At 58.3% G+C, this 17236-nt stretch carries 14 protein-coding genes; 12 read left to right on the forward strand and 2 right to left on the reverse strand.

From position 1 onward, the window contains the following. Positions 1 to 320 precede the first annotated feature (320 nt). From G5287_RS10390 to ruvC, 5 genes are all read left to right on the forward strand, one after another. On the forward strand, positions 321 to 974 hold the full coding sequence (locus G5287_RS10390) for a TetR/AcrR family transcriptional regulator (RefSeq protein WP_421206238.1): 654 nt from the start codon (positions 321 to 323) through the stop codon (positions 972 to 974). 48 nt (positions 975 to 1022) lie between these two features. Further along, positions 1023 to 3362: an acyl-CoA dehydrogenase gene (locus G5287_RS10395; RefSeq protein WP_042054090.1), complete on the forward strand. Its 2340-nt coding sequence runs from the start codon at positions 1023 to 1025 to the stop codon at positions 3360 to 3362. A 167-nt stretch (positions 3363 to 3529) separates the two neighbouring features. Then, positions 3530 to 6592, forward strand: coding sequence for an efflux RND transporter permease subunit (locus G5287_RS10400; RefSeq protein ID WP_323910587.1), 3063 nt, complete (start codon positions 3530 to 3532; stop codon positions 6590 to 6592). Between the two features lie 15 nt (positions 6593 to 6607). Further along, the gene (locus tag G5287_RS10405; RefSeq protein ID WP_279466443.1) at positions 6608 to 7657 is read left to right on the forward strand and encodes an efflux RND transporter periplasmic adaptor subunit; all 1050 of its coding nucleotides are present in this window, start codon (positions 6608 to 6610) and stop codon (positions 7655 to 7657) included. A 115-nt stretch (positions 7658 to 7772) separates the two neighbouring features. Then, positions 7773 to 8294, forward strand: a complete 522-nt coding sequence (ruvC, locus tag G5287_RS10410) for a crossover junction endodeoxyribonuclease RuvC (protein ID WP_005334512.1) — start codon at positions 7773 to 7775, stop codon at positions 8292 to 8294. A 142-nt stretch (positions 8295 to 8436) separates the two neighbouring features. On the opposite strand, the gene G5287_RS10415 is transcribed toward ruvC, so the two are convergent. Together G5287_RS10415 and malX are read right to left on the reverse strand one after the other, a co-directional pair. Beyond that, positions 8437 to 9627 carry a MalY/PatB family protein gene (locus G5287_RS10415; protein ID WP_323910586.1) on the reverse strand — a complete coding sequence of 397 codons (1191 nt, stop codon included), beginning with the start codon at positions 9625 to 9627 and terminating at the stop codon, positions 8437 to 8439. Between the two features lie 88 nt (positions 9628 to 9715). Next, positions 9716 to 11287, reverse strand: a complete 1572-nt coding sequence (malX, locus tag G5287_RS10420) for a maltose/glucose-specific PTS transporter subunit IIBC (RefSeq protein WP_115522584.1) — start codon at positions 11285 to 11287, stop codon at positions 9716 to 9718. Between the two features lie 280 nt (positions 11288 to 11567). Between malX and G5287_RS10425 the strand changes: the two genes are divergently transcribed. The 7 genes from G5287_RS10425 to G5287_RS10455 all read left to right on the forward strand — a co-directional run bounded on the left by G5287_RS10425 (position 11568) and on the right by G5287_RS10455 (position 16790). Then, positions 11568 to 12605: a Mal regulon transcriptional regulator MalI gene (locus G5287_RS10425; protein ID WP_323910585.1), complete on the forward strand. Its 1038-nt coding sequence runs from the start codon at positions 11568 to 11570 to the stop codon at positions 12603 to 12605. A gap of 306 nt (positions 12606 to 12911) precedes the next feature. Beyond that, positions 12912 to 13175, forward strand: coding sequence for a hypothetical protein (locus G5287_RS10430; RefSeq protein ID WP_088869536.1), 264 nt, complete (start codon positions 12912 to 12914; stop codon positions 13173 to 13175). Between the two features lie 365 nt (positions 13176 to 13540). Then, positions 13541 to 13813 (forward strand): hypothetical protein, encoded by a 273-nt coding sequence (locus G5287_RS10435; protein WP_139407914.1) that lies wholly within the window; start codon positions 13541 to 13543, stop codon positions 13811 to 13813. An 83-nt stretch (positions 13814 to 13896) separates the two neighbouring features. After that, positions 13897 to 14619 (forward strand): NYN domain-containing protein, encoded by a 723-nt coding sequence (locus tag G5287_RS10440; RefSeq protein ID WP_139407916.1) that lies wholly within the window; start codon positions 13897 to 13899, stop codon positions 14617 to 14619. A gap of 45 nt (positions 14620 to 14664) precedes the next feature. Further along, positions 14665 to 15381: a sugar isomerase domain-containing protein gene (locus tag G5287_RS10445; RefSeq protein WP_421206236.1), complete on the forward strand. Its 717-nt coding sequence runs from the start codon at positions 14665 to 14667 to the stop codon at positions 15379 to 15381. A gap of 105 nt (positions 15382 to 15486) precedes the next feature. Further along, positions 15487 to 16002, forward strand: coding sequence for an AAA family ATPase (locus G5287_RS10450; RefSeq protein ID WP_421231254.1), 516 nt, complete (start codon positions 15487 to 15489; stop codon positions 16000 to 16002). Between the two features lie 11 nt (positions 16003 to 16013). After that, positions 16014 to 16790 carry a phosphotransferase family protein gene (locus tag G5287_RS10455; protein WP_266134038.1) on the forward strand — a complete coding sequence of 259 codons (777 nt, stop codon included), beginning with the start codon at positions 16014 to 16016 and terminating at the stop codon, positions 16788 to 16790. Positions 16791 to 17236 lie beyond the last annotated feature (446 nt).

Below are 17236 nucleotides of genomic sequence, written 5' to 3' on the forward strand. Positions count from 1 at the left end.
AAGGCGTAAATATCAAAGTGTGTTTGTATGAGGCCCTGGGGCGCCCCATGCAACACGTAATTGGGACATAGCCTTTTTTTTGCCTGCAAGCCGCAAACCGGTAACAAACGCGCAAAAAAAGGCCCAACTAGCATGGTGCAGGTTGGGCGAGACTTAATGTTTAATTGCAGTGGCATAGATATAGAGTCCTGCTTTTTGACTAAGTTCCGCCCACTTTGCTTTTTTCATCGAAAAACATTCCGCTAACACTCATTCACATTATCTTGACACTTCACGTTATGAAACGTACTTTTTAAACATTCGTTTAAGTGAGGTGTCCAGTGAGTAAAATCGATACCAAAAACCGTATTCTCGACGCCGCTGAAGTGCTGTTTGCCGAGCGGGGATTCGCCGATACCTCTTTGCGTCTGATCACCAGTGAGGCCGATGTCAATCTGGCATCGGTGAACTATCACTTCGGCTCCAAGAAGGAGCTGATCCAGGCGGTGCTCGACCGCTATCTGAGCCTGTTTATGCCCGATCTGGATGCGCGCCTGCGGGTACTGATGGAGCAGGAGCAGCTGACCCTGCTGCAACTGTTTGAAAGCTTTGTAGAGCCGCTGATGAAGCTCTCGGCGGTGCGGGCCAACGGCCCGGCCATCTTCATGCAGTTGCTGGGGCGCGGCTATATCGACAGCCAGGGCCACCTGCGCCGCTTTATCACCGCCCACTACGGCGCCATTCTGATGCGGATCACCCAGGCCATCTCCAAGGCCAATCCGGCCCTGTCGCCGGCAGATCTCTTCTGGCGCCTGCACTTCACCCTGGGCACCGTCGTATTCACCATGGCCTCTGCCGATGCCCTGCGCGACATCGCCCTGGCCGACTTTGGCCAGCAGCTCGATGTAGAAGGGCTGGTGCGCAACGTTATTCCTTATCTGGCGTCCGGAGTCGGGGCGCCCGTGGAGTCGACCAGGCTCTCCCTGGCCGTGTAACAACCAACAATAAATCAACGGAAACAGTGAAATAGAAGGAACTTCGGTATGATCACATTGCTTGTCCTGCTGGTGCTGGCGATAGCCGTTGTGCTCGGCGTACCCTCCATCCGTAAAAAGGTGGTAACCCGTCCGGTGTTCGGCATCTTCAAAAAGATATTGCCGCCCTTGTCAGCCACCGAGCGGGAGGCCATGGAAGCCGGCTCCGTCTGGTGGGATGGCGAGTTGTTTCGCGGCAACCCCGACTGGAAAAAACTGCACGGTTACGGCAAGGCCGAACTGACCGCAGAGGAGCAGGCCTTTATCGACAATCAGGTCGAAACCCTGCTCGCCATGGTTGATGACTTCAAGATCGTCAACGAAACCAAAGACCTGCCGGAACCGGTGTGGGACTATCTGAAGAAGGAAGGCTTCTTCTCCCTGATCATCCCGAAATCCTATGGCGGCCGCGAGTTCTCGGCGATTGCCAACTCCACCATCGTCACCCGCATCGCCACCAAGAGCCTGAGCGTGGCGGTCACCGTCATGGTGCCGAACTCCCTCGGCCCGGGCGAGCTGCTGATGCACTATGGCACCCAGGCCCAGAAAGATTTCTGGCTGCCGGGGCTGGCCAATGGCAAAGAGGTGCCCTGCTTCGCCCTGACCGGGCCGGAGGCGGGCTCCGATGCAGGTGCCATTCCTGACAAGGGAATCATCTGCAAAGGGATGCACAAGGGTGAAGAGGTGCTGGGTATTCGCCTCAACTGGAACAAGCGCTACATCACCCTGGCGCCGCGCGCTACCGTGCTGGGGCTGGCGTTCAAACTCTATGACCCGGAAAAACTGCTGGGTGACAAGGAAGAGCTCGGCATCACCTGCGCCCTCATCCCCACCAGCCACCCGGGCGTGCGCGTCGGCGATCGCCACTACCCCATGGGTCTGGCGTTCCTGAACGGCCCGACTTTCGGCAAGGATGTGTTTATTCCGCTCGACTGGATCATCGGCGGCCCGGATTACGCCGGTCGTGGCTGGCGCATGCTGGTGGAGTGCCTCTCCGCCGGTCGCGGCATCTCGCTGCCTGCGCTGGGCACCGCTTGCGGTCACATGGCGAGCCGCACAGTGGGCGCCTACTCCTACGTGCGTAAACAGTTCGGCATGTCCATCGGCAAGTTTGAAGGGGTGCAAGAGGCGCTGGCTCGCATCGGCGGCCTCACCTATCAGCTGGAAGGAGCCCGTCGTATGACCGCCGGTTCCCTGGACTTGGGTCAGGCACCGGCCATCGTCACCGCGATTTCCAAGTACCACATGACCGAAATGGCGCGTCAGATCATGGATGACTCCATGGACATCCACGCCGGTCGTGCCATCCAGCTGGGCCCGAAAAACTACACCGGCTACGCCTACATGGGTATTCCGGTGGCCATCACGGTGGAAGGGGCCAACATCCTGACCCGCAACCTGATGATCTTCGGGCAAGGGGCTACCCGCTGCCACCCATACGTGTTTGCCGAGCTGGAAGCGGCGGCCGATACCGACGTGGAACGCGGTCTCGAGAAGTTTGACGCCCTGCTGATGAAGCACATCGCCTTCGGCGCCGGCAACTTCTTCGGCTCCCTGTTCCAAGGGCTGACTCTGGGTCAGTTCAACAGCGCGCCGGTAGCCGGTGAAACCGCTCGCTACTACAAGCAGCTCTCCCGCATGAGTAAAGGGCTGGCCCTGTGCGCCGACGTCTCCATGCTGATGCTGGGTGGCGATCTCAAGCGCAAGGAGATGATCTCCGCCCGTCTGGGTGACGTGCTGAGCCATCTCTATCTGGCCTCCGCCACCCTCAAGCATTACGAGGATCAGGGCCGCATGGTCTCCGATCTGCCGTTCGTGCAGTACGCGGTGGAGCGCAACCTCTACCTGATTGGCAAGGCGTTCGAGGGCTTCTTCCAGAACTTCCCGAACAAGGTGGTGGGTGCCGTACTCAAGCGCGTGGTGTTCCCGTTCGGCGTCGGTTACAAGATGCCGGCAGACGATCGCTGCCACGCCATCTGTCTGGCCATGATGAAGCCGGGCGAGTTCCGCGACCGTCTGACCGCCCTCTGCTATGTGGGCAAAGACGAGGCGGATCCGGTCGGTCTGATGGAGCGCGCCTTCCAGGCCATGGTCGCTGTGCAGCCCTACGAGAAGAAGCTGGTGCAGGCCCAGAAAGAGGGCAAACTGCCCCGCAAACTGGCGCTGCCGGAGCTGGTTGCCGCCGCACTGGCCGGTTCCATCCTGAGCAAGGACGAAGCGGACAAACTGCTGGCCGCCGATGCCCTGCGCTACGAAGCCATTCAGGTAGACAACTTCGCCCCGGGCGAGCTGGAAGGCTTCTCCCAGCAACCAAGCAAGCAGCCAAACAAGGTCGAGCACGCAGCCTGATCCCTTGGCAAACCAGTACCAAACCGGCCCTCGTGGCCGGTTTTTTTGTTTGTTAACCATGCATTTACAAGCTAGGAGAATTCCAGTTAAATGCTTGAGTCCCTGTTGCAGGGGCTTTGGAAGCAAGGCCAGCGGAATGGCCGATAACAACAACTCAGGAAGAGTGAATGAACCTCGCCAAAACGGCGATCGAACGCCCCATCTGGGTGGCGGTCTCGATCGTGCTGATTTTCCTGCTGGGCCTGCTCAGCATCCGGGGACTGCCGATCCAGCTGTTCCCCGACATCGACCGTCCACACCTCAACATCTCGGTGAGCTGGCGTTCAGCCTCGCCCCAAGAGATGGAGTCGGAGATCACCGACCCCATCGAGCAGGAGATGCAGGGGGTTCAGGGGCTCAAGAGCCTTGTCAGCAACAGCTATCCCGGCTTTACCGAAATCGACATGGAGTTTGCCCTCGGCACCGACATGCAGCGGGCCCAACTCGATGTGATTTCGCGGCTGAACCGGGTCTCGGGATTGCCGGACAAGATTGGCGGCCCCTACGTCAACAACTACAGCAGCAACGATACCCTTACCTTCTTCTTCATCCAGCAACTGCCCGGCGCCAAAGGGGTGATCGATGATCATCAGGCGCTGATCGAGGCGCGGGTCAAACCCGAGCTGGAGCGCATCGAAGGGGTCTCGACTGTCGCAGTCGAGGGGATCAACGAGCGCCAGATCCAGATCCGCTTCGACCCCTACCGCGCCGCAGAGCTGGGGGTGGAGATCCCGGTGCTGGCCAGCCGGGCCACCACCGGCTGGGACGTGTCGGCCGGTACCCTCGACATCGGTCGCTGGGAGTACAAGCTGCGCTTCGCCGGTCGTTACGATGTCGAGTCGCTGGGGGACAAGGTGGTGGACTGGCGCGATGGCCTGCCCATCTATCTGCGGGATGTGGCGGAGGTAAGGGTGGCCAGGGAAGAGAACCCGGTGCTGCGGATCCAGAACGGCAATACCGCCATCGCCACCCAGATCTTCAAAGAGAGCGGTGCCAATGCCCTGGCCTCCCTTGAGGCGATCAAGGCCCGGGTGAACGAGCTCAACCGCGAGGTGCTGGAACCGGTCGGGCTGCACATGGAGCAGTCGTTCGATGCCTCCCTCTACATCAATCGCGCCGTCAGCATGGTCACTGCCAACCTGGGGCTCGGGGTGCTGCTCTCCTGTGCCATCCTCTGGCTCTTCCTGCGCCGGCTCAAGGCGACCCTGATGATTGCCCTCGCCATCCCCATCAGCATCATGCTCACCTTCTGTCTGCTCAAGGTGATGGATCGCACCCTCAATATCATCTCGCTGGCGGGCATCGCCTTTGCCGTCGGCATGGTGCTCGACGCCGCCATCGTGGTGCTGGAGAGCATCTACCGGCGCCACGAGCGGGGGGATTTGAGCAAGGCGGAGGCAGCGCTTGAAGGCACCCGTCAGGTGTGGACGGCGCTGGTCGCCTCCACCCTCACCACGGTCGCCATCTTCCTGCCGGTGCTGCTGCTCAACGATGTGGAGGGTCAGCTGTTTGCCGATCTGGCGCTGACCATCGCCTGCGCCGTGACAGTCTCCATGCTGGTCGCCGTCACCGTGCTGCCCGCGGTGGCGGCGCGCTGGATGGGGCGTGAAACACTGACAGATCCCTATGAGTCGCTGTGGCAGCGCACTACCCGTCATGTGATCCGCTGGACCTCGACCTCACGCCAGCGCTGGGCGGTCATCACCCTGATGATGAGTCTGCCGGCACTGGCCACCTGGGCGCTGCTGCCGAAGATGGACTATCTGCCGGACGTGAAACGGGACGCGGTGGATGTCTGGATGAACTTCACCCCCGGGGTCAACCTCAAGGCCCAGCGCGAAGAGGTGATCGATACCCTGATCGCCCGCCTCGCCCCCTACATGAAGGGGGAGAAAGAGCCTGCCCTCAAGAACTACTACATCTTGCGCTACCCGGGGGGCGCCCAGATTGGCGTGCGCCCCAAGGACGAGAACCGCATCAAGGAACTGGAGAGCCTGTTGATGAAACAGCTGCTGGTGGGTATTCCCGACACCCGGGTGTTCGGCGGTCAGGGGTCGCTGTTTGGCGGCTTTGACAGCGAGAACGGCGTCTCCCTGCTGCTGCAGGGGGGCAACCTGCCCGAGCTCTATCAGGCGGCCCGTACCAGCATGGGGATCCTCAGCAAGGACTTGCCGGGAGCACAGATCCGGCCCGAGCCGAGTCTCGACTTCACCGCCCCCGAGCTCAAACTGGTGCCGCAAGATCGACGTCTCGCCGAAGTGGGTTGGGATCGCACACCCCTGCCCACCATCATCCAGACCTTTGGCGACGGCTTGCGGGTCGGCGAGTATTTCGACGGCGAAGATCGGCTCGACATCATGCTGATGGGGCAGAGCTCCGCCAATCCGGACGAACTGAAGGCAGTACCGCTGGCCACCCCCTCCGGGCGCATCGTCCCCCTTGGCGAGCTGCTGCGGGTGGAGCACGACATGGGCCCGGCCAGCATCTTCCGGGCCGATGGGCGGCGCAGCATCAGCCTGCAGATAGCACCTCCGGCGGGCATGACCATGGAGCAGGTGATCGACACCCTGAAAAACCGCAGTTTTGCCGCCATCCGCCCCCTGCTGCCCGCCGGTGGCGAGCTGCGCATTGCTGGCAACGCCGACAGCCTGCAACAGGCGCTCGACAATCTGGGGACCATCTTCCTGTTCGCCGTGGTGATCCTGCTGGTGCTGCTGTGGGGAGTGTTTGCCTCCCTCAAGGATGCGCTACTGGTGCTGCTCACCCTGCCCCTAGCCTCGGTTGGCGGCGTGCTGGCGCTGCAACTGAGCGGGCTGCTGGTGCCGCTGCCGATGGATCTGCTCACCATCATCGGCTTTGTCATCCTGCTGGGACTGGTGGTCAACAACGCCATCCTGCTGGTGCATCAGACCCGCACCGCCGAGCGGGACGGCATGAGCCGTCAGCTGGCGGTGGCCGATGCCCTGCAAAGCCGGATGCGCCCCATCGCCATGACCAGTCTCACCAGCATCTTCGGCATGCTGCCGCTGATGCTGAGCCCGAGCGAAGGGAGTGAAATTTACCGCGGACTCGCCACCGTCATTGTCGGCGGCATGAGCTGCAGCACCCTGTTTACCCTGATCCTGTTGCCTGCCTTCCTGCGTCTCGGGGAACAGGTGGCGATCCCACAACCCCTGCGCCAGCGGGCCTGAGCAAGGAGCTCATCGATGACACACATGATTACCCGAATGTTGGCTGGCGCTGCGCTGATTGCAGGCAGTGCGCTACCGGTATTGGCCGATCAGGGCAAGATGGTGACCCTGGCGGATGTGACCCAAGGGGATGCGGCCGCCAATATCTGGGTCAGCGGCACGGTGGCGAGTCGCCAGCAGGCGGCACTCAGCGCCGAAGTGAGCGGCCGGGTGGAATGGATCGCCGAATTTGGCAGCCGGGTCAAAAAAGGGGATGAGCTGCTGCGCCTCGACAGCGCGGCGCTGCGCCTCTCGCTGGAGCAGGCTCGCGCCGAGCAAGCGAAATGGCAGAGCAACTTGCGCTTCGCCCGCGCCGAATCCCAGCGGATCACCCGACTGCACCAGCAAAAGAGCGCCTCCCAGAGCCAATACGACAAGGCCAGTTACGATGTGGAGCAGGCCGCGCTGGCCGAGCGGCTGGCCGCCATACAGGTGAACCAGATTGAGGAACAGCTGCGCCGCAGCCACATCTATGCCCCGTTCGACGGAGTGGTGAACAACCACTTCATCCAGCCCGGCGAGCATGTGGACGCGGGCGAGCAGGCGCTGGAACTGGTCAACCCGGATCAGCCGGATATCCGCCTGCAAGCCCCCATTCTATGGGCCCAGCAGCTGGCGCCGCAAACCCGGCTGCGGGTGGAGGGGGAGCAGCTGAGCGGTCACGGCGTCTATTACCAGCGAGCCGCCAGCGCCGATCCCAAGTCGCGCCTCATCGAGCTGCGCCTCAAACCGGAAGCGGGCAACTTCATCATCGGCTCGCCGGTAAGGGTTGCCCTGCCACTAGGGGATCAGCAAAGCATGCTGCTGCCCCGGGATGCTCTGGTGCTCGGCACCGATGGCAGCGTTGTCTATCAGGTGGCGCGAAGCGGCAAGTCGCTCAAGGTTAATCGGGTGCCGGTCACCGTGCTGTTTGGCGACAGCCAGCAGGTGGCGGTGAGCGGCGCCCTCAAGCAGGGGGATCGGGTGGTGGTACGCGGTGCCGGCAGCCTGCAGGATGGCGACACCATAGAATTGTTCAAGGGCTAGCCACGCTCGACGCAAGCTGGCCAATCTTTGCCCGCTTGACCCGGGACATACAGCCAAAAGGGCCACAGTTTGCTATCTTGGCGGCCATCACTCGCGTTTAGAGCAATCAACACCCATGAGCATTATTTTGGGCATCGATCCGGGTTCGCGGATCACCGGATACGGGGTTATCCGGGTCGTGGGCGGCAAGGCCGAATACTTGGGCTCTGGCTGCATCCGCACCGATTGCGGCGAGCTGCCGGAGCGCCTCAAGCAGGTTTATGACGGGGTATGCGAGATCATCACCCAGTTCAAGCCCACCGAGTTTGCCATCGAGCGGGTCTTTATGGCCCGCAACGCTGACTCGGCCCTGAAACTGGGGCAGGCCCGGGGCAGCGCCATCGTCGCAGCAGTCAATGCCTACCTGCCGGTGAGCGAATACTCCGCCACCCAGATCAAGCAGGCGGTGGTCGGCACCGGCGGCGCCGCCAAAGAGCAGGTGCAACATATGGTGACCCATCTGCTGAAACTCTCCGCCACCCCGCAGGCGGATGCGGCGGATGCCCTCGGCGTCGCGCTCTGCCACCTGCACACCCGCCAGAGCCTGATCAAGATGGCCGGCCGTGCCAGCAGCTCGGTACGTGGCCGCTATCGCTGAGCCCTTGTGTCGTCCACGACTCATCTCGGTATCGCAAAATAAAAAACCGCCCCGTAAATCCGGGGCGGTTTTTTATATTTCCCCACATAACGGGGCCATCACTGATGGCCCCGTTATGTTTCTCATGTTGAATGGATTTGCTCTACCCCACCTCCCCCAGCGCGCCGATCAGGGCGTCGAGCCCCTGGTCAACCTTCGAGCGCGGGCAGCCGACGTTGAGGCGGATATAGCCTGTGCCTTCGGGGCCGTAGGTGTCGCCGCGCATGATGGCGACCCGGTATTTCTCCACCAGCAAGGTTTGCAATTCATTCATCCGTTCGGTGGTGTCGATGCCAAGACCGTTCAAGTCAATCCAGGCGAGATAGGTTCCCTCGGGCACCCGATAGTCGATGGCGGGGAAGGCTGCGTTGAGGCGCGCCGCTACGTGGGCGAGATTGCCGTGCAGGTAGGATTTGAGCGCATCGAGCCAGGCAGCCCCGTCCCGATAGGCGCTGATATGGGCCAGCACCCCGAGAATGGGCGGCGATGATAGGCCATGGGCCGCCTTGAGCCGCTGCAGATAGGAGGCCCGCGCCGCGGCGTTGGCGATAAAGGCGTAGGCGCCGCCAAGGGCGGGAATATTGAAGGATTTGGAGCCCGAGCTCACCAGCGCCCAGTGATCGTCCGGTGCCACCTCGCTCCACGGCAGGTAGCGGGCAAAGCTCACATCCATATGGATGTCGTCCGAGATCACCTTGACCCCGTGGCGCTGACAGATGGCGGCCATCCGGCCCAGTTCATCCCGCGTCCAGACCCGGCCGGTGGGGTTGTGGGGGCTGCAGAGCAGCAAAATCCGGCAATCGGGACGAGCGGCTTGCTGCTCGAAGCAGGCCCAGTCGATCTGGTAGCTCCCCTCTGTTTTTTTGAGCGGACAGGGCAGCAGCACCCTGTCGTTGGCAGTCAGCATATTGCCGAAGGCGTCGTAGGCGGGGGTATGCACCAGCACCCCCTCACCCGGCGCCGACCAGAGGCTCACCAGCTGGGCAATCACATAGATGACCGAGGGGCCGTAGACCAGCGTCTCGGGGTCGAGGCTCGCCCCGTGGCGGTGGGCAAACCAGTCGCTCACCGCCCCTTTGAAGTCGTCGTGATTCCAGCGGCTGTAGCCAAATACCCCGTGCTCCAGGCGAGTTGCCAAGGTCTGGCGAATGCAGGGGGCGGTCTCGAAATCCATGTCGGAGATGGTAAAGGGGAGCAGATCGGCATGGCCAAAACGGTCGGCTACATAGTCCCACTGAGTGCAGTAGGTGCCGTGGCGGTCGACCACATGGTCGAAGTCATAAATATCGTGCATGAAGTTTCTCCCTCCATAAACAGGAGACATATTGGGAGAGGCAAACAAGGGGGGGCTTGCGCCCCCCGTTCGGATTTTATTGGCCGGTTCAGGCCCCCATCAGGCTCTGCAGCTGGTTTTTCACCAGATGCACCTGCGGGCCGATCACCACCTGCAGGTTGTGCTCGTCGAGCTTGATCACCCCGATGGCGCCGTTCGCTTTCAGTACCTTGTCATCGACCCGGCTCATATCCTGCACCGACATCCGCAGGCGGGTGATGCAGTTATCGAGCGCGAGGATGTTATCAGCGCCGCCCAGCGCATTGAGGATGATTTCACCGTTGTAACCGCTGTTGCCTGCCTTCTTGCCTGCGGGCTGGGCAGCCTCGCTGGTCTCGATTTCGCGACCGGGGGTTTTCAGGTTAAAGCGCACGATGGCGAAGCGGAACACGCTGTAGTAGATGGCAAACCAGATGGCCGCCGCGACCGGCACCAGATACCACTTGGTGGCGGTGCCCTGCAGCACGCCGAACACCAGAAAATCGATGAGGTTGCCGTCCGTGTTGCCGATGGTGACGCCGAGCAACCCCATGGTCATAAAGCCCAGACCGGTCAGGATGGCGTGAATAACGTAGAGCACCGGTGCCACGAACAGGAACAGGAACTCCAGCGGCTCTGTGATGCCGCCGATGACGCAGGCCACCACGCCGGAAACCAGCAGTGCCTTGATCTTGCCGCGATTTTCCGGGCGGGCGCAGTGATACATGGCGAGCGCCGCACCCGGCAGACCGCCGAGGAAGGCAGGCATCTTGCCCTGAGAGAGGAAGGAGGTGGCAGAGACCGAGAAGCCGCTGGTGTCGGCGCAGGAGAGCTCGGCGTAGAAGATATTGAGGGCGCCGCTCACCTCGTGACCACATACCAGCTGGGTGCCGCCCGCTTCGGTAAAGCGAATAAGCGCCACCAGAATGTGGTGCAGGCCTAGCGGCAGCAGCAGACGCTCACCGGTACCGAACAGGAAGGGGCCGAAGGGACCGGCGTGGGAGATGAGCGCCCCGATGCCATTGATGCCGGCAGCAAACCAGGGCCAGACGAACGGCACGACCAGACCGACTACACCCAGCACCAGCGCGGTGATGATGGGCACGAAGCGGGCACCGCCGAAGAAGGCGAGCGCATCGGGCATCTTGTAGGTGTAGAAACGGGCGTGGAGCTTCGCGACGATCACCCCGACGATGATGGCCCCCAGAATCCCGGTGTCGATGGAGCTGATGCCGAGGATCGATTTCACCCCGTAGGCCTTCTCCGCCGCCGCGTCACCGATGACGTTAGCCACGGTGAGGTAGAAGTTGATGGAGAGGTTGAGCGCCGCATAGCCGACGAAACCGGCAAAGGCCGCGACCCCCTTCTCTTCTCGCGCCAGCCCGAGCGGAATGGCCACCGCAAACATCACCGGCAGGTAGATAAAGGCCACCAGCCCCACCTTGGTCATCCAGAGGAACAGCAGTTGCAGCACGGTATTGTCGAGGAAGGGCATGCTCTGCTTGACCGCATCGCTGGTGAGCGAGCTGCCGACACCGAGCAGGATGCCCGAGAAGGCCAGCAGGGCGACCGGCAACATAAAGGTCTTGCCGAGGCTCTGCAGGAACTCCCAGATGGTGGATTTGGCTTGAGGCTTGGCCATGAAACGGCTCCTTGTGAATAGACAGCAATATCTGCGGCTGCCCTCCCCCGCTCGAGGCAATCTCGAAGCAAAAGGCGCGGGTCAGCATCAGGTTTTGCTGGATGATAAAACGTTTTATCAATTTACAAGTGCCGACAGGATCACAGAATAAGGGGGCTGGCTGACGGCAGGATCCAAATTTGTGAGCCGGATCGGCCAGATGGTGATGTAACGTTTCACTTGGGCATATGAGCAGGTATGCTGGGGCCTCGCTTTCAACTGTCCGTCGTCCATTCGCCCTATGTCGCCCAAATCCCTCTCTGCCAAAGCCACCAAGATCACCGATGTCGCCCAGCGGGCGGGAGTGTCGGTCACCACCGTCTCCATGGTGCTCAACGGCAAGGGACGTATCTCCCCGGCCACCGCCGAGCGGGTGCAACAGGCGATAAAAGAGCTCGACTATGTGCCCAACAGCGCCGCCGCCAACCTGCGCAGCCAGCAGTCCAATCTGGTGGGGCTGATCCTGCGCGACATCACCGACCCCTTCTATACCGAGGTGACCGCCGGGGTGAGCGAGGTGCTGGAGCAGCAGGGCTATCTGCTGTTTCTGACCCAGTGCGGCCACAGCCCGGAGCGGCTGCAGCAGAGCATCCACTCCCTGTCACGGCAAGGGGTGGCGGGCATCATCTTCAATCCGGTGCGCGGCGCGGCGGCCAAAACCCTGGAAACCCTGCTCGACTCCGAGCTGCCGGTGGTGTGCGCCGCCCGCTCCTACTATCGGGATGACGTGGACTTTATCGGCCCCGACAACACCCACGCCGCCAAGCAGGCCACCACCTACCTTATCGAGCAGGGGCACCGCCATATCGCCTATGTCGGCGGGCGGGCCGACTCCCTCACCCGTGCCGAGCGGATCGGCGGCTACTGCGCCAGCCTGCTGCAATATGGCCTGCCCTTCAAACCGGAGTGGGTACTGGAGTGCGAGCGCACCCAGCGCAGCGCCGCCGACACCATCGCCCAGCTGCTGCACCAGCATCCCAAGGTGACCGCCGTGCTCTGCCACTACCCCGAGGTGGCGCTCGGCGCCATCTATGGCGTCGAGACGAGCGGCCGCACCGTGGGCAAGGACAACTACATCGGCCAGCAGGTGGCCCTGCTCGGCTTTGACGATGTGGCGGAGGCCGAACTCACCTCCCCCGCCCTCACCTTCGTCAGCTCACCGGCCCGCGAAATCGGCCGTCAGGCGGCAAAACGACTGCTGACCCGGATGCAGCAACCCGAGCTCGCCCCCAACCGCCATATCATCACCCCCAATCTGCAAAAACGGGAGTCGGCCTGAGCTGGCTGGACAAGCCCGAGCTCGCCCCACCCGCCATATCATCACCGCTCACCAGCAAACCGCAGAAGCGAGAATCAGCCTGAGCTGGCTGGACAAGCCCGAGCTCACCCCACCCGCCATATCATCACCACTCACCAGCAAACCGCAGAAGCGGGCATCGACCAGAGGCACACGGCTGCGGCGCGCGGGCAAATAACAAAGAGGGGGCGCAAAAATGTGAGCCTGCTCACTGCGTCAGCAAGGAGAGATTGAGAGCCAAGTGGAGAGGAATATGATGGGCGCCTGCCTCACTTCACGAGCCCATTTATGAGCAACCCGCACGACCAGAACCCGCCGAGTGAAATCCATCGCTGTGACAAATGCAGGGAGCGTACCCGCCATCTCGTGGTATTGGTCGCCCGCGATCACAGCCAGGACATCATGCCCAAGGATCCGCGCAAAGCCTTCTGGCAAGCCTTTACTTCCAGCAGCATCACCAACTGGGCGTTTGGTGAAACACTGGCCTACCAGACCACCCATGTAAAACATCTTATTTGCGAACGCTGCGGGGAGAAGTTTCTGGAGTATTGAGTGGCGATAGTACCCGGCAAGAAGTGACGCTCAGCTTGCGGTCACTTTACCAAGCGGTCAGATAACAGCCGATTATTAAGCAATTTATTGATCTTTGGCAGGTTTTTGCCCGACTGCGGTTTTACCCTGCCCCTCTCTCGATTAATATGCTCCACTTGGCAACCACTCTTGCAGAGATAACCCTGTGCAGCCGTTTCGCCATCCACCACATCGCCGGATAACCGCAGCAGGCTGGAGGCTGTAATCCACGGGCGGTAGCGTGGGCTTTGCTTCCAGCAAACAATATGAATTCAAACCTAAATACCAAATAATTATTTAAATAATTAGCAGTGATATAACCTTCATTAAAAGGTGGGTAGCTCATAATGAAAATAGATACCAACAACATTAAAAATGTTGATTTAAAAAACCATCTTCATTTTAAAATCTTCATTGTTGGAACTTCAAATAGAAAAGGTAGTGGGAGAAATAATTGCTCTGGCTATAACATCAACAAACATATATTCAATGGGATGTCTGTTGACGAGTATCAAAATATGATTATTGAAAACTTCTCTAAGAGTGATCCTCAATACTCTTTAACCAAACACTTAAAATATGACATTGAAAAAGGTTTTATTGAGCTTCATGGAATATAAACCTTAGTTCGCAATGAACATTTTACATATTTTAAATAAGTTTAAATTAATTCTTCCTTTTCATTAAAGACAGGGCCGTTTTTGTGAAAAAACAGAACTTTAATATCGCCGTATATATAGACATGGAAAATGTCTCATCTCTCGACTTTATCCTTGAAGATTTAATGAATTCTTTATTAAGTTCAGATGAAGGATTAAATAGCATTTTTGCAATAAAATCAGCATATGGTAACCAGTCTACGTCAAAAAAGACGCTAAAAGAACAAATCATAAACCATAACTTTACGATTTTGGATACACCCAAAATAGGAACAGAAAAAAATAGAGCTGACCTTTTTATCAGCTTAGATGCTTTTGAAACATTATATTTAGGAAACCCACAAATTGATCGCTATTGTTTTCTTACTAGCGATTCTGATTTCACTGTCATTGGTGATAGGCTAAGGAAATTTGGAAAAGAGGTTTGGTTAATTTGCAAGCGTAAGGATAAAGATAGAGCAATTCTTGCTAAATCTTTTGACAACCTAATTTTTCTAGAGGATTTTTCAACTAAAAACACTATTAAGATTGAAAATAAAATTGAGCGGTTGTTTGTCGCTGCGATCAAAAACATTAATAGAGATAAATTACCTACAAATGTTTCCATCGCAAATTCTAGTATGAAAACTATAGATCCAAGCTTCGATATTTCTAAAACAGAATATAAAGTATTCATGAATTTAGTCAGAGAAATGAGTAAAAATGGGTACATAAAATATGATTCTCTCCCATCAGGCTTAAATCGTCTCACGGAAATATTAATTTAAGAGAACCAGCTGACCATAACGATAATAGACAAGGATCCCGCCGTTATGTTTGAGTACGTCGAAAAACTGCAAACGCGCATCGCTACCATGGTCAGCCAGAACGAAGCCGGGATCCGGCAGGCGGCCCACTGGTTTAGCGAGGCCATCGTTCACAACCAGATGATCCATATGCTGGGCACCGGACACTCTCATATGGTCGGGCTGGAGGGGTTTATCCGTGCCGGTGGCCTTGGCAATATCAACGCCGTGCTCGACTCCACCGTCACCACAGCCGATGGCGCCCTGCGCAGTTCGGCGCTGGAAAAACTGCCCGGGCTTGCCGCCATCCTGTGGGAGGAGCAGCCGATTGCGCCGGGGGATCTGATGGTGGTCATCTCCAATTCGGGGCGCAACGCCCTGCCCATCGAGTGGGCCCAGCTTGCCAGAGTACGCGGCCACAAGGTGATCGCTATTACCTCGGTGGCGCAATCGGCACAAAATCCGAGTCGTCACCCTTCAGGCCAGAAACTGATGGAGCTGGCCGATCTGGTACTGGACAACTGCGTGCCGCCGGGCGATGGCCTGTGCGAAGTCAATGATCGGGTCACTGGCGCCTTCTCCTCCATCTCCGGCATGGTGCTGATCAATACGCTGGTAGTCGAAGCGCAGAAACTGGCGCTGGTACAAGGCGTCACCCCGCTTATTTTCTCCAGCCAGAATGTAGATGGCTTTAATAACGATGATGTTTACCGCCATTTCCAAGGGCGATTGAAGTCGATGTAAGCAATTAAGATATTGTCGCGGTAAACGTTGGGCTTCACTTCGTTCAGCTCCAACCTACGATGTTTGGCCCAACATACGAGATGTTCCAGAAAAGAGCGCTCAGAGATGAAACGAATTCTGATTATTGGCAACTCGGGATCGGGCAAGAGCTGGTTGGCGGCTCGATTGGCTGAGCAGTTAACTATCCGAGAGGTCAATCTGGACACCATTGTCTGGCAACCGGGCGGCTTTAACCAAAAACGGCCCCAGCATGAGATTGATCATGCCATTCAAACACTTGCTCAAGAGCCATCATGGGTGGTCGAAGGGGTATTTGGTGCCCTGGCCGAGCAACTGCTTGATGCCGCCGATACCCTGCTTTTTCTGGATCTCGACTGGTCTGTATGCCGTGATTCACTGCTATCGCGCGGATCACAAAGTGCCAGGCAACGGGATGCAGTGGCAGCCGAAGAGAGTTTTCAACAACTGCTGGAGTGGGCATCGGAATATGGGCAGCGAGCCGGCAAAAGCTCCCGCCAATTCCATCGCGAGCTGTTTGATCGATTCCCAAACGACAAGCACCGTTTCACGACTCGCACAGAGGTACATAGCTATCTCACGCAACTGACCACTCATAGCTAACGGGGTAGAGGATGACGCAACAGGAGCTGGCGAAAATGGGGGGCGCTTCGGTAAGTATCCAGCTGCTGGATGGCAAACCCTGTATCAGAAAAAGCGGCGCATCGCCTGTCGAGCGCCATTTCTACCAACGCGCCGCACTTCATTTGAGCGGGCTCAACACTCCTACCCTGCTCAAGGTCGAAGGGGAGACCCTGTTCCTTGAGCAGATCCCTCATCCGGTCACGCTCACGCAGCTGCACCACAACGAACAGACCTTTGCTCAGCTGGCCAGCCTGCATAACGCCAACTATCAGCCCGACTTTGCGGTGAAAACTCACGGCTGGTCGCTCGTCGACACCAACGAAGCGCTCTCTGTACTCTGCCTGCCGGAAGCGGTAAACGAGAAGATCCGCCATATCCAGCAACTTGGTCACGAACTATTCGAGGAGTCATGCCTGATTTCGGGAGACAGCAATGAGGGCAACTGGGGCACCCGCAACAATGGTGAGCTGGTGTTGTTTGACTGGGAGCGATTTGGTTATGGCAGTCCGGCCATCGATCTGGCCCCGCTGGTGCCGCGGATGGGTTCGCTGGCTGAATATGAAACCATCATTGAACGCTATCTGTGCCACAGTTCGCTGCTCTCTGGCGACCGGTTGCTGCGCCATCTCGTCATGGCCAAGTGCTGGCTGATTATTGAAGTCACCAATCTGCTGACCAGAAGGGAGAAGCCGCAGGCACAGCAATATCTGGAGTGGTATCGGCAACAAGTTCCCAACTGGCTGGAGTCGGTGGCGCATATTGTGTAGTCCGTAGGTTCGAATAGCGGAGCGTATTCGGACGTTCGCGTTATAACCTATCTCTTTTCAGCCATCCCTCTCTTGCCACCACACTTTCTTCCCAAACAACGCCCCTCTGCGCTCGCCCAGCCAATGCGATTGGCCTCCGCCATCAGGCGCATAAAAATCCTAATCCGCCCGACGAAACTGCGACTTTTTGTGAGAAAGGTCACATCTTATAACGCCTTAAAACCACATATAAATCCAGACCCCGCTGGTGATTAATTTATTGACATGATGCATTACAAACCTGGTTACGAGACCAGTCACAATCCATTTATTTGTTTTTAAAGACAAAATTAGCAATAACCTGAAAATGGTGAGTCCTGCCTGAAAACGAGATCTTCATCACATCGCGTTTTGCTGCGCACAAAAATCCAGTGATTAGCACATTTGTCCGATAGGGAGGGTGCGGG

It is taken from the genome of Aeromonas sp. 603079 (genome assembly GCF_049172135.1).
Taxonomy (GTDB): domain Bacteria; phylum Pseudomonadota; class Gammaproteobacteria; order Enterobacterales; family Aeromonadaceae; genus Aeromonas; species Aeromonas veronii.